We start from the raw sequence: 12,672 nt of genomic DNA, 5'->3' as shown, positions 1-12,672 counted from the left end.
ATCGCACCCATCGGTTCGAGGCAGGCGCGCACGCAGTCGAGCACCTCGCTTTCAGGCATCATCATGCGCGCGCCGAAACCCGGCATGATCACCACGTCGAAGCCCGCGAGCCGCTGCAATCGTGTGAACACGCGGCTGTGCACGCCGTATTGCGGCAGGCGCGCGAAGGCTGCGATGAACGGGAAATGGGCAATCAGCGGCACGCGCGCGTGCTTGCGCAGCATCCGCACGCCGGAAAGGCCGACCGGCAGCGCGTTCACGAGCAGCGTGTTCGCCCCGCGTGCGACGGCGAGGTCGTGAAGTTCCACCAGCCGGTCCACCTCGTCGGTGATGTTGGCGAGATACATCTTCGGCACGCCGGTCTCGCGCTCGGCCCGCTCGCGCGCGGCGCCCAGCAGCGCGGCGCGGTCGGCCAGCGGACACCAGTCGACATCCGCCAGCATCTCGTCGTCCTTGGCGATGTCGAGGCCGCCGAGCCACGCCTGATAGGCGAGTTCCGCGAACGGCTCCGGCGGCAGTCCGATGTTCGGCTTGATGACACCGAAGAAGATGGGCCGGTCGAAGGCCTGCAATTGCTCGCGAAGACCGGCGATGCCGAATTGCGGGCCCTGAAAGTCCGCGAGGTAGCTCGCCGGAAAGCGGATGTCTTCGAGCCGGATCAACGGGATGCCGGGCGAGAAGAATACGCCCTCGCCGAGCACGGCGGAGATGAGATTCGGGATCTTCGGGCCGAAATTGCCGTGCGGGTGCGCAATGGTGGCGCGGCAGGCGTAGACCTCGCCCTTGGGCGCGTGTCCGATCTGAATGGAAAAGCCGCCGGGGCGAGGCGTCGCGTCAAGCTCCAGCACCTTCGCGGCAAAGCGCGGGCGGAAATCCTCGTCCACCCCGACGCGCCGCCATTGCGCCGTCGATTGCTCGGAGCAGAGATGCGCTGCCGCCTCGCGCGGATCGCCCGCGCATTCGAAGGTAAAGTCGAGTTCGATATAGGCTTCCGCGTCAAGCTCGCCTCGACGGGCGTAAAAGCCCTGAATGTCGTCCGGCGTCACGCCGTCTCTCCCATGAATTGCAGATGAATGGTGCGCTTCTCGCGCGGACCGTCGAGTTCGACGAAGAAAATGGCTTGCCACTGACCGAAGACGAGCGCGCCATCTGCCACCGGCACCGTCTCCGTCTCCGTCATGAACAGGCCGAGCAGATGAGAATGCGCGTTATCGCGGCCGTCGATGGCGACATCATTGTGACGGTAGTTGCCGTCGCGCGCCACGAACCGCTTGAGGAACGTGATCATGTCAAGCTGAAGCTGAGGCTCGCTCTCGTTCACGTTCACGCGTGCGGTCGTGTGCAGCGACGTGATCGAGACGAGGCCATTCTTCGCGCCGATGGAAGCGACCCATTTGCGGATCTCGTCGGTGATGTCGATGAACTCGATCGGCTCGATCGTGGCGAGTTCGATCCGGTGCGTCAGGATTGTCATGAAGCCTCGCGGGACGGGTGCGCGCGAATGTTAGCCCGCGCGCTCGCGCGAAGCAACGCGCCAGGGGAAGCGGCACGGAACACATCGGGGTGTCCGGGATTCTCCGTGCGGGATGGCAAAGCCGCAAGAGAGGGTATCATGCATCGAGTGATCGTGTTGGCGGCGTTGGGTCTGGGTGCGGCGGCAGTCGCGGCCGTCGTCGCCGGTCCCGCCCTGAGCCGTGTGGAGCAGCCGGACTTTCGCATCGAGAAGCAGGATGGCGCGGTTGAAGTTCGCGCCTACGGGCCGTTGATTGCGGCTGAGGCGGAGGTGAGGGGTCCGCGCCGGGAGGCCATAAACGAAGGTTTCCGGCTGATCGCGGCTTACATTTTCGGCGCCAACCAGCCGAAAGCGAAGATCGAGATGACCGCGCCGGTGGAGCAGCAGAAGCAGAAGATCGCCATGACAGCACCGGTCACCCAGCAGGGCGGAAGCGCGCGCGACGGGGACGGGCGGGAGAGCTGGACGGTCCGCTTCATCATGCCGAAGGCCTGGACGATGGAAACGCTGCCCGCGCCGTCCGATCCGCGCGTCCGGCTGGAGCCGATCCCGCCGCGACGTTTTCTCGCGATCCGCTTTTCCGGCTTCGCGGGCGACGACGCCATCCGGGAGAAGACCGACGAACTTCGCCGCTATGCCGAGACGCATGGCCTTGCGATCAGGGGCGAGCCGGTGCTGGCGTTTTACAATCCGCCGTGGACGCTGCCCTTCATGCGCCGCAACGAGGTGATGTTCGAGCTTGCGAACGGCGCGACGGGTTAGAACGCCGGGAAGCCAAGCGCAAACGTGGACACGGAAAGGGCCGGTTCTGCCCGGCCCTCATTTAGATGATTGCGATGTGATGGGCGAACACCCGCGCAGCCTTAAGCCCGCTCGTCCACGATGATCGCCGACGACGTGCCGAGCGCCGCCACTACCGCGCCCACGATGCCGCTGGCATTCAGCCCCGCCGCCTCGTACATCGCTTCCGGCTTGCCGTGGTCGATATACCTGTCGGGGAGCGTCAGGGGACGCACCTTGAGGCCATGATCGAGCAGACCGTCGCGGGCGAGGAATTCGAGCACCTGCGAGCCGAACCCGCCACACGAGCCTTCCTCCACGGTGATGAGAACCTCGTGATGGCGCGCAAGCTGGCGGATGAGATCGAGATCGAGCGGCTTCGCGAAGCGCGCATCCGCAACCGTGGTCGAGAGACCCATCGCGGCGAGCCTGTCCGCCGCCTTCAGGCTTTCATGCAGGCGCGTGCCGAGAGAGAGGATCGCAACCGTCGATCCTTCTCGCACGACGCGTCCCTTGCCGAGCGGCAGCACCGAGCCTTGCGCCGGCATCTCGACGCCATAGCCTTCGCCGCGCGGATAACGGATCGCGCTCGGCCGGTCGTTGATGGCGACCGAGGTCGTGACCATGTGCTTCAGTTCCGCCTCGTCCGACGGCGCCATGACCACGAAGTCGGGCAGACAGCATAGGAAAGCGAGGTCGAACGTGCCCGCGTGCGTCGCGCCATCGGCACCGACGAGGCCCGCGCGGTCCAGCGCGAAGCGCACCGGCAGGTGCTGCACGGAAACGTCGTGAATGAGCTGGTCGTAACCGCGCTGCAGGAAGGTCGAGTAGATCGCGCAGAACGGCTTCAGCCCTTCGGTCGCCATGCCCGCAGCGAACGTAACCGCATGCTGCTCGGCGATGCCGACGTCGAAGGTGCGCTCGGGAAATTCCTTCTCGAAAAGGTCGAGGCCCGTGCCCGACGGCATGGCCGCGGAGATGGCCACGATGCTGTCGTCCTTGCGGGCTTCTTCGATCAGGCTCTCGGCAAAAACCTTCGTGTAGCTTGGCGCACTCGCCTTGACCTTGTCCTGAGCGCCCGTGATGACGTTGAACTTCGTCACGCCGTGGTACTTGTCCGGCGCCTTCTCGGCCGGCTCGTAACCCTTGCCCTTCTGCGTCACGCAATGAATCAGCACGGGGCCCTTGTGCGCGGAATCGCGCACATTGCGCAGCACGGGCAGCAGGATGTCGAGGTCGTGGCCGTCGATCGGGCCGACGTAATAGATGCCAAGCTCCTCGAACAACGAACCGCCCGTAAACAGGTGGCGCGTGAATTCCTCCGCGCGGGCCGCACGGCGCTCCCAGATCTTGGGCAGGCGCTGAGCCATGTTCTTGGCGATGTCTCGCACCTTGAGGAAGGTTTCGGACGAGTGCATCCGCGCGAGATAGTTTGAGAGCGCGCCCACCGGCGGCGCAATCGACATGTCGTTGTCGTTCAGAATGATGATGAGCCGCGCGTCCATCGCGCCCGCGTTGTTCATGGCTTCGTAGGCCATGCCCGCGCTCATGGAGCCGTCTCCGATGACGGCGATGACGTTGCGACCGCCATCCTCGCCTTTCAGATCGCTCGCGACGGCCATGCCGAGACCGGCCGAGATGGAGGTGGACGAATGGCCGGCGCCAAAGGGATCGTATTCGCTTTCCGAGCGCTTGGTGAAGCCCGACAGCCCCCCCGGCTGGCGAAGCGTGCGGATACGGTCGCGGCGGCCCGTCAGGATCTTGTGCGGATAAGCCTGGTGTCCGACGTCCCAGATGAGGCGGTCGTGCGGCGTATCGAAGAGATAATGAATCGCAACCGTGAGCTCGACAACGCCAAGTCCAGCGCCCAGATGCCCACCCGTCACCGAAACAGCATCGATCAGTTCGGTGCGGAGTTCATCCGCGACCTGCTGGAGTTGATCGGCATCTAGTTGACGAAGGTCCTGCGGAAACTTGATCTTGTCAAGGAGCGGGGTACGGTTGCTGATTGTCACTTAAACACTTCCTTCAGAGTCCTTGGCCCGGTAACGTATGCCGTTTGGGCCACAAAGCCACGCAATTTTTCGTCGCAATTATGGAAGCTGGCGTCATAATTGCTCCGATGCAACACGGCAACAGAATTGCGCATTCAATATGCCGGGACTTATTTTGCTTTTTTGTTTAAAATCGCGCCGCTCATGCGAAAAATTTACCGGCCGCCACGAAGCATAACGAAAAGCTGTTTTCATGCCAGCATGATGCCTCTGCGGCATTAAACCTCGGAATCCAAAGGCACTGTGCCCGTTGGCTGCCCCTGGGCGCCAAGCGTGATGCGCTCCACCTTCATCTCGGCGCGCCTCAGGAGCTGGTCGCAATGCGCGCGCAGCGCCTCGCCGCGTTCATAGATGTCGATCGATTGCTCCAGTTCCACATCGCCCCGCTCAAGACGGGTCACGATCTGTTCGAGTTCCTTCAAGGCAGCCTCGAAGCTCATGGCCTTGATGTCTGCAAAGGCGGGGCGGGTTGCTTCCGTCTGAGCCGAAGCCGGTTCACCTGGCATTGCCATTCCTCAAAACGATTCCAGCAGTATCTTGACATGCGCCGCGGCAGATTGGCCGAGCGCGGAAAGATCGTATCCCCCTTCGAGAACCGAAACGACCCGTCCGCCGCACCGTTCCCGCGCCACGTCCACAAGTTTACGTGTCACCCAGGCGTAATCGGCTTCGGTAAGGTTCAGGTTTCCCAGGGGATCGGAGCGATGGGCATCGAAACCCGCCGAAATGATGACGAGGTCGGGAGAGAACCGGCTCAACGAAGGCAACACGACGGACTCGAACGCTTCGCGGAATTCGTCGCTTCCGTCACCGGCGCGAAGCGGCGCATTGCAGATGTTTTCCGCTTCCCCGCGCTCGGTGATGCCGCCCGTACCGGGAAAAAGCGGCATCTGGTGCGTCGAGGCATAGAACATGTCGGCGTGTTTCCAGAAGATCGCCTGTGTGCCGTTGCCATGATGAACGTCGAAGTCGACCACCGCGACCCGCTCCGCGCCGTGCACGGCCTTCGCGTGGAAGGCCGCCACAGCCGCGTTATTGAAAAGGCAGAAGCCCATGGCCTTCGCGATCTCGGCGTGATGACCGGGCGGCCGCGCGAGACAGAATGCGTTCGTGGCGCGCTTCTGCATCACCTCATCCACGGCATAGACAGCCGCCCCCGCCGAGCGAAGCGCTGCCTCCCAGCTTCCCGGCGAAAGCATCGTGTCGCCGTCGTCGAGCGGCACGAGTTCCGTCTTCGGCTGGTGCGTTTCGAGGAAGTCGAAATACGCGCGCGGGTGGCAGCGCACGATCTGCTCGGGCGTGGCAAGCGGAGCTTCGACCGTCAACAGATCCTGAAACGAGGGGTGCGAAAGCGCCCGCTCGATGGAACGGATGCGATCGGCTCGCTCCGGGTGCCACTCCCCCGTGTCGTGTTGGAGGAAAGAGCTATGCGTGACGAGAAGAGTGGACATGGCCTTCGGGTCAACCGGGGTTCTTGCCGACCAGCGCCTTCAGCGAGACAGGCGGCACGCTGTCTTCGGGTATAAAGAAGTCCGGCGCAAGGTCTTCGCTCGGGTCGATGCGATAATGATCGAATTCTCGCTTGCCGTTCTCCCACAGCAGAGTGTCATCGATGCAGAAATTTCCGGTGAACTCGCGCGATGGCTTCGTCAGGATGAGATACGCGGCGTCGGCAAGGATGTCTGCCTTGCGGCTCGCGCGGATGAGCCTGTCCCCGCCGAGGAGATTGGCTACGGCGGCGGTGGCGATGGTTGTTCTGGGCCACAGCGCGTTGACGGCGATCCCCTCGCGTTTCAGTTCCTCGGCAAGTCCCAGCACGTAAAGGCTCATGTTGTATTTGGCGACAGTGTAGGCCACGTGCCCGCCGAACCAGCGCGGGTTCAGGTCGAGCGGCGGTGACAGCATGAGAATGTGCGGGTTTTCGGCCTTTTTCAGATAGGGAATCGCGGTCTTCGAGACGAGAAACGTCCCGCGCCCGTTGATCTGGTGCATGAGGTCGTAGCGCTTCATGTCCGTCTGCTCGGTCGGCGTCAGACTGATGGCGCTCGCGTTGTTGATGACGACGTCGATGCCGCCGAAGTGCTTGGCGGCCTGATCGATGGCGGCCTGAACCTGATCTTCATGCCGGATATCGCACTGGATCGGCAGGGCCTTGCCGCCCGCATGCTCGATTTCGGCGGCGGCGGTGAAGATCGTGCCGGGGAGCTTCGGATGCGGATCGGAAGTCTTGGCTGCGATGACGATATTCGCGCCGTCCTTCGCAGCGCGAAGCGCAATCGCGAGCCCGATGCCGCGGCTGCCGCCGGTGATGAAGAGGGTCTTCTTCGTGAGCGTTCCCATGACGTGTGCCTGTGTTTATCGTTCTTGTATCATGATGGATATTTCACCACCTGCCGCGCTCTTTGCAACGGGCGGGCGAATGCTTCATTCACCGCGCGCTCTTCTGCAAAAACGCCAGGAACGCCTCCCTCGCCTCATCCGATCTGACGCGCTCCAGAAAAAGTGCGCCTTCCTCCCCCATGCGTGTCTTGAGCGGCGCGGGGTCGCCGCGAAGCAGCCGTTTCGCGATACGCACGGCTTCGCGGGGCTTCCGCGCGATTGCCTCGGCGGATGCGCGTGCGGCGGCTTCGAGTTCTTCCGCTGCGACGACATGATTGACGAGGCCCGCTTCCCTGGCCCGCTCCGCGTTGAACGGCACGCCCGCAACGAGGAGTTCGAAAGCGCGCGCGTGTCCCATGGTGCGAGGACCGAGCAGGCTCGATCCAGCCTCCGGCAGAAGCCCGAGGTCGGTGAACGGTGTGTGGAACGTCGCGCGCGCGCTCGCGAAAACGAGATCGCAATGGAACATCAATGTCGTGCCGATGCCGATAGCCGGGCCATCGACGGCCGCGAGCAGCGGTTTGTCGTGTTCCGCGAGCGCCTCGATCAGCGCGTAGGCTGCCAGCATGCCGCCGCCCTGACTCGCGGCAAGGAAGTCGGCCATGTCATTGCCGGCACAGAAGATGCCCGGGTGGCCGAGCACGAGCGTCGCGCCGACATCTGCGTCTTCCCGCGCCGATTTGAGCGCATCGCCGAGCGCGGCATACATCGCCGCCGTGAGCGCGTTCTTCTTTTCCGGGCGATTGAAGCGAACGATCTGGACCGGCCCGTCGCGTGCGACAGTCACATGCTCTGACATCGGCCTAGCGCTCCCCAAGCACTGCGCCGCCGCGCGCTACCGTTTCATGTGCGTGGATGACAGCATGTTTCAATCCACCTGTTTCGCCCATCAGACTTTCGGCGAAGTGCCGCGCTTCGAGGACGACGGCCTCGGCGTTGCGTCCGTGGCTTTCGGCGCCGAGTGTCGCCACGAGCGCGCCTTTGGCGAGCAGAGCACCGCCCGCCGCGAAGCCGAACAGGCGCTGGAACGGCGTCGCGCCCGCGAGCGCGGCGGCGCGGTTCTCTGCAAGTTGGCGCGAAAGCCATGCGCCTGTTTCTTCGAGCGCGGAGAGGCTTTCCCAAAGACATTCGCCTGTGTGGCCGAGCGCGCTCTCGTTCGAGGCGGTAATCCCGCGTGCCGTCTCTTTGAGCCCCGCGAGGAAGTCGCGGAAGGTCTCGCCGCCCGCGAGCGGCAGCTTGCGCGTGACGAGGTCGATGGCCTGAATGCCGTTCGTGCCTTCGTAGATCGGCGCGATGCGGGCGTCGCGATAATGCTGCGCCGCGCCCGTCTCCTCGATGAAGCCCATGCCGCCATGGACCTGAATGCCTTCGGATGCCGTTTCGACGCCGAAATCCGTAGAGACCGCTTTCGCGATCGGGGTCAGCAGCGCGGCTTCGTTCGCCGCGCGTTTCCTGGCGGTCGCGTCCGCCGCGCGGTGGCTGATGTCGATGGCGACCGAGGTCGCGTAGGCGATGGCGCGGGCTGCGGAGGTTTTCGCCTTCATGTTGAGCAGCATGCGCGCAACATCGGGATGATCGATGATGGCGACGGACTGATCCGCCGCGCCGCCCTCGGCAGCGCCCTGCCTGCGGTCGCGCGCATAATCGAGCGCCTGCTGGAACGCGCGCTCGCCGATGCCGACGCCTTGGATGCCGACACCGAGCCGCGCCTCGTTCATCATGGTGAACATGGCCTTCAGGCCGCCATTCGGCTCGCCGACGAGCCAGCCAGTGGCGCCGCCCCGGTCGCCGAAGTTCATGACGCAGGTGGGGCTGCCGTGAATGCCGAGCTTGTGTTCGAGTTTCGCGGCGACGACATCGTTTCGCTCGCCGGGCGACCCGTCTGCGTTCGGGATGAATTTCGGCACGACGAAAAGCGAAATGCCCTTGGTGCCGAAAGGCGCATCCGGCAGGCGCGCGAGCACGAGATGGATGATATTATCCGTCATCGGATGCTCGCCGTAGGTGATGAAGATCTTCGTGCCGGTGAGCTTGTAGGTGCCGTCGCCCGCCGGCACGGCGCGTGTCTTCAGAAAGCGCAGGTCGGATCCCGCCTGCGGCTCCGTAAGCTGCATGGAACCGGTCCATTCGCCGGAGATGAGCTTCGGCAGGTATTGCGTCTGAAGCGCGGGCGCGCCGTGCGCAATGAGCGCGTGAACGCCCGCCTGCGTGAGCAGCGGATTGAGGCCGAACGCCATGTTGGCGCCGTGCCACATCTCCGCGACCGCCATGCCGAGTGAGACGGGAAGTCCCTGACCTCCGTGCTCTTTCGGCGCGTTGAAGCTGCCCCAGCCGGCCTCCACCCACTTCGCGTAGGCGTCCGCGAAGCCTTCGGGCATCACCACCCGGCCATCCACGAGCCGCGCGCCCTGTGTGTCGCCCGCGCGGTTGATCGGTGCCAGTTCCTCGTTCGCGAACCGCGCCGCTTCTTCGAGGATGGCTCGCGCCGTGTCCCAGTCGAGGTCTTCAAAAAGCGCATGATCGATCAGCCGGGAAAACCCGGCGATGTGGTCGAGCGTGAACGCGATGTCCGCGACGGGGACGCGATAGGTCATGGAGCCTCCAGGCTGGAAAGTCGGGGTCCGCACGCCCATTCGTTTTTGCTGTTTTCCATGGGGTGCAAGATGAATACCTTAATCGGAAAAGCACTCTCATTAAACAGATTTGCTCCCAAAGAAGGTAACACTGATGATCGAGAACGCCGACAGAACGGCGATCGAAAAGGCCGCACGGATCCTGCGCTCAGGCGGGCTCGTCGCCTTCCCGACCGAGACGGTTTACGGCCTCGGCGCGGATGCAACGAACGGCGTGGCGGTCGCGCGCATCTTCGAGGCGAAGGGGCGCCCGCGCTTCAATCCGCTGATCGTGCACGTCCCGGACGCGGATGCGGCGCGGCGCTTCGCGGTGTTCGACGCCGAGGCCGCCTTGCTGGCGGCGCGGTTCTGGCCGGGGCCGCTGACCCTTGTGCTGCCGTTGAAGCGCGATGCGGGGCATCGTTTGAGCGATCTCGTGACAGCCGGCCTCGACACAGTGGCGATCCGCGTGCCGCGCCATCGGGTGGCGCGCGCCCTTCTCGAAGCGGCGGGCGTGCCGGTCGCCGCGCCGAGCGCCAATATTTCCGGGCGCATCAGCCCCACGCGCGCGGCTCATGTCGCCGAAGACCTCGACGGGCGCGTCGACATGATACTCGACGGCGGCGCGGCGGACGCCGGGCTCGAATCGACCATTGTCGCGCTAGAGCCGCGCCCGACCTTGCTGCGCCCCGGCGCCGTCGCGCGGGAGGATGTCGAGGCCGCGCTCGGCGCGCCGCTCGCGGACCGGCACGAAGGGGACGGCGTCACCGCGCCGGGGCAGCTCGCAAGCCACTACGCGCCGAATGCGAGCGTGCGCCTCAACGCGGCTGAATCTCGACCGGGCGAAGCGCTGCTGGCGTTCGGCCCCGCCGCGCCGGAGGGCGCGCTCAATCTCAGCCGCGCGGGCGACCTTCGCGAAGCGGCGGCGAACCTCTTCGCGTGCCTTCGCGCGCTCGACGCGGCAAATCCCGGCCGCATCGCCGTCATGCCGATCCCCGAAACCGGGCTCGGAGAGGCGATCAACGACCGTCTTCGGCGCGCCGCAGCGCCCAAGGGCGCGGGCGGCTGAACCGCCCGCCCCTCATCGGCGCGGCCAGTCCTGGTTCGTCGGCGCCCCGGTTCCGCGCTTTGGACACAGGCGGGCGCGTCATCCATCCCGCCAATTGTCGTGCGCGAAACGGCGGCTTATTTTCCTGAGCTGACGAGGGGCGGGAGGAAATATCGATGGCAGAGACTCTGCTTTATCTGGAAGACTTTCACATCGGAAGGCGGTTCGCCGCCGGGCCGATCCGGGTGAGCGAGGAGGCGATCATTGCCTTCGCGAAGGAATTCGATCCGCAGCCCTTTCATACGGACCCGGAAGCGGCGAAGCACACCATTTTCAAAGGGCTTGCCGCCAGCGGATGGCATACGCTGGGGCTCACCATGCGCCTGCTCGTGGAGCACGGCCCCACGATGGCGGGCGGCTGGGTCGGCTTCGGCGCGGAGGTGTCCTGGACGAGACCGGTCCGCCCCGGGGATGAACTGTCCGTTGCCTGCGAGGTAATCGACATCACGCCCTCGGCCTCGAAGCCGAACCAGGCCATAATCACCTTTCGCATGGAGACGACAAATCAGAAAGGCGAAGCCGTACAGGTTCTGACGACGAAAAATCTGGCCTTCAAACGAGGCCACGCGCCGGAAGACAGAAAATGACAGGCTGAATCTCAGCGGCTTGGCCGAGCGCTGGTGGAGCGACATCTGAGTCTTGGCTGCAAGCGTGCTGCAAACGGATGCAGATGTCGGAACCGGACCACGGCACAATCCACGATAAGGCGAAGATCTTCCCTAGTCCTGGTGCTCGCTCACCGGAATGTCGATGGCTGCGCGCAACGCCGTCCGGGCGCGCGACAATCGCGATTTCACGGTTCCGACGGAGATATTCAGCACCGACGCCGCTTCCTCGTAGCGCAGCCCTTCCACGGCGATGAGCATCAGAACCTCGCGATGATCCTCGGAGAGTTGGAGAACCGCGTTTTGCACTTCGGACAGGACGAGGAGGTTATGCTGCTGGGGAGCGCAGTAAAGCGGCGTATCCCTCTCAAGCCCGTTGCGATAGGCGATATCGTGCTGAGCGCGCCGCTTGTCGTTTCGAAATGCGTTTTTCAGAATGACAAAGAGCCAGGCGCGCAAATTCGTCCCCGGCTCCCACGAACCGATGTTGGCGATGGCGCGGGCGAGACACTCCTGAACAAGATCGTCCGAATAGTCGGCGTCGCGCGTCATGTAGCGCGCAAAACGGCGCAGGCGCGGGATCTCTGCCTTCATCGCTGCGATGGTCTCTGCGGTAGCGTCGCGATTTTCGGGCATCGGGAACAAGCGTTTCTTCGACCTTCAACAGATATAGGTGCCGAGTGTTAAGAAAGTAAGGCACCGGCTTTGCCGTCACCGGTACTACCGGAACGATCATCTATCGCGTCGTGTTGCAACTCACAAACAGCTGAACAGCGAGTTAAAGGGTGCAGAATCCGCTCCGGCGTTACTGGGAGACTGAATCATGACCAATGTCATATTGGAGGGCAAAGACGCCGACGGCGGAGACGTTCAGCCGCCTCGGGAGCTGGACACTACGAAATTGCCGGATCCTGAAGCCTTGCCTGAGCTTCGCATCTATAGCCGGTCGACCATATTCTATTGGTGGCCGATCTGGCTCAGCGGATACATCGCTGCGGCGATCACCTATCTCGGAGGAGAAAAGGTTGCGCTTGCAAACGGCACCGAGATCTACATTCACCCCAACACCGGGCTCGGCCTGACCTTCATGGTGATCCTCGCGCTGGTCATGATGCTGACGAACGTCAAGCTGCGCGGCATCTATTCCGTGGTGTTCATATTGTCGGGCGCGTTCATCACGGTGCTGTTGGGATGGCTTGGGTGGTGGGACCGGATCTTCTCATTCATTCCGCAGCTCACGGTCTTCATGAATTTCGGTTTCTATTTCATTTTCTCGACGCTGCTTCTCGCCATATGGCTGGCGCGTTTCCTGATGTTCGACAAGCTCGTGTTCTGGCGCGTCCGTCCCGGTCAGCTCACCACGGAGCGCGTGATCGGCGGTGGCGAGCAAAGCTTCGACACCCGCGGCATGCTGTTCGAACAGCGGAGCGACGACTTCTTCCGCCACAAGATCCTCGGACTTGGATCGGCGGACCTGCTCCTGATCACGACGGGCGCGCGCAAGGAGGAGATCGACATTCCGAATGTCCTCTTCGCCGACCGCAAGATCAAGGCCATGCAACGGCTCATCGCGATCAAGCCCGACGAAGCGCTGGCGCATACGATCAAGCACTGATCGAGC

The 12,672-nt window shown here is 63.7% G+C and carries 13 protein-coding genes; 4 read left to right on the top strand and 9 right to left on the bottom strand.

The annotated features are described in order from the left end of the window. The coding region (locus QM659_RS16355; RefSeq protein WP_415189240.1) for a RuBisCO large subunit C-terminal-like domain-containing protein at window positions 1–1,046 on the bottom strand (1,046 nt) is incomplete at its 3' end. Further along, window positions 1,043–1,474, bottom strand: coding sequence for a secondary thiamine-phosphate synthase enzyme YjbQ (locus QM659_RS16350; RefSeq protein WP_127077100.1), 432 nt, complete (start codon window positions 1,472–1,474; stop codon window positions 1,043–1,045). The genes QM659_RS16350 and QM659_RS16355, both read right to left, overlap by 4 nt. Window positions 1,475–1,612: 138 nt before the next feature. Here QM659_RS16350 and QM659_RS16345 point away from each other — a divergent pair, with 138 nt between their 5' ends. Next, the gene (locus QM659_RS16345) at window positions 1,613–2,275 is read left to right on the top strand and encodes an SOUL family heme-binding protein (RefSeq protein ID WP_415189239.1); all 663 of its coding nucleotides are present in this window, start codon (window positions 1,613–1,615) and stop codon (window positions 2,273–2,275) included. Window positions 2,276–2,376: 101 nt separating this feature from the next. On the opposite strand, the gene dxs is transcribed toward QM659_RS16345, so the two are convergent. From dxs to QM659_RS16315, 6 genes are all read right to left on the bottom strand, one after another. Beyond that, window positions 2,377–4,308, bottom strand: coding sequence for a 1-deoxy-D-xylulose-5-phosphate synthase (dxs, locus tag QM659_RS16340; protein ID WP_415189238.1), 1,932 nt, complete (start codon window positions 4,306–4,308; stop codon window positions 2,377–2,379). A gap of 257 nt (window positions 4,309–4,565) precedes the next feature. Further along, complete coding sequence (locus QM659_RS16335; protein WP_303484043.1) at window positions 4,566–4,853, bottom strand: exodeoxyribonuclease VII small subunit; 288 nt, start codon at window positions 4,851–4,853, stop codon at window positions 4,566–4,568. 9 nt (window positions 4,854–4,862) lie between these two features. After that, window positions 4,863–5,798, bottom strand: coding sequence for a histone deacetylase family protein (locus QM659_RS16330; protein ID WP_127077104.1), 936 nt, complete (start codon window positions 5,796–5,798; stop codon window positions 4,863–4,865). A gap of 10 nt (window positions 5,799–5,808) precedes the next feature. After that, entirely contained in the window at window positions 5,809–6,687 is an 879-nt protein-coding gene (locus tag QM659_RS16325) for an SDR family oxidoreductase (protein WP_415189237.1), read from the bottom strand. Window positions 6,688–6,775: 88 nt separating this feature from the next. Next, window positions 6,776–7,525 (bottom strand): crotonase/enoyl-CoA hydratase family protein, encoded by a 750-nt coding sequence (locus QM659_RS16320; protein ID WP_415189236.1) that lies wholly within the window; start codon window positions 7,523–7,525, stop codon window positions 6,776–6,778. Between the two features lie 4 nt (window positions 7,526–7,529). Continuing rightward, the gene (locus QM659_RS16315; protein ID WP_415189235.1) at window positions 7,530–9,320 is read right to left on the bottom strand and encodes an acyl-CoA dehydrogenase; all 1,791 of its coding nucleotides are present in this window, start codon (window positions 9,318–9,320) and stop codon (window positions 7,530–7,532) included. A gap of 133 nt (window positions 9,321–9,453) precedes the next feature. Here QM659_RS16315 and QM659_RS16310 point away from each other — a divergent pair, with 133 nt between their 5' ends. Together QM659_RS16310 and QM659_RS16305 are read left to right on the top strand one after the other, a co-directional pair. Then, window positions 9,454–10,407 carry an L-threonylcarbamoyladenylate synthase gene (locus QM659_RS16310; protein WP_415189234.1) on the top strand — a complete coding sequence of 318 codons (954 nt, stop codon included), beginning with the start codon at window positions 9,454–9,456 and terminating at the stop codon, window positions 10,405–10,407. A gap of 155 nt (window positions 10,408–10,562) precedes the next feature. Then, complete coding sequence (locus tag QM659_RS16305; RefSeq protein WP_127077109.1) at window positions 10,563–11,033, top strand: MaoC family dehydratase; 471 nt, start codon at window positions 10,563–10,565, stop codon at window positions 11,031–11,033. A gap of 132 nt (window positions 11,034–11,165) precedes the next feature. On the opposite strand, the gene QM659_RS16300 is transcribed toward QM659_RS16305, so the two are convergent. Further along, a complete protein-coding gene (locus tag QM659_RS16300) occupies window positions 11,166–11,687 on the bottom strand; it encodes a sigma-70 family RNA polymerase sigma factor (RefSeq protein ID WP_415189233.1) in 522 nt (173 codons plus the stop codon). 187 nt (window positions 11,688–11,874) lie between these two features. Between QM659_RS16300 and QM659_RS16295 the strand changes: the two genes are divergently transcribed. Further along, window positions 11,875–12,666 carry a hypothetical protein gene (locus tag QM659_RS16295; RefSeq protein WP_303484032.1) on the top strand — a complete coding sequence of 264 codons (792 nt, stop codon included), beginning with the start codon at window positions 11,875–11,877 and terminating at the stop codon, window positions 12,664–12,666. Window positions 12,667–12,672: the final 6 nt, after the last annotated feature.

It is taken from the genome of Rhodomicrobium sp., from assembly GCF_047605405.1.
GTDB lineage: Bacteria > Pseudomonadota > Alphaproteobacteria > Rhizobiales > Rhodomicrobiaceae > Rhodomicrobium > Rhodomicrobium lacus.
Note: the sequence above shows the minus strand (reverse complement) of the source record. Positions and strands in the feature narration are given on the sequence as shown.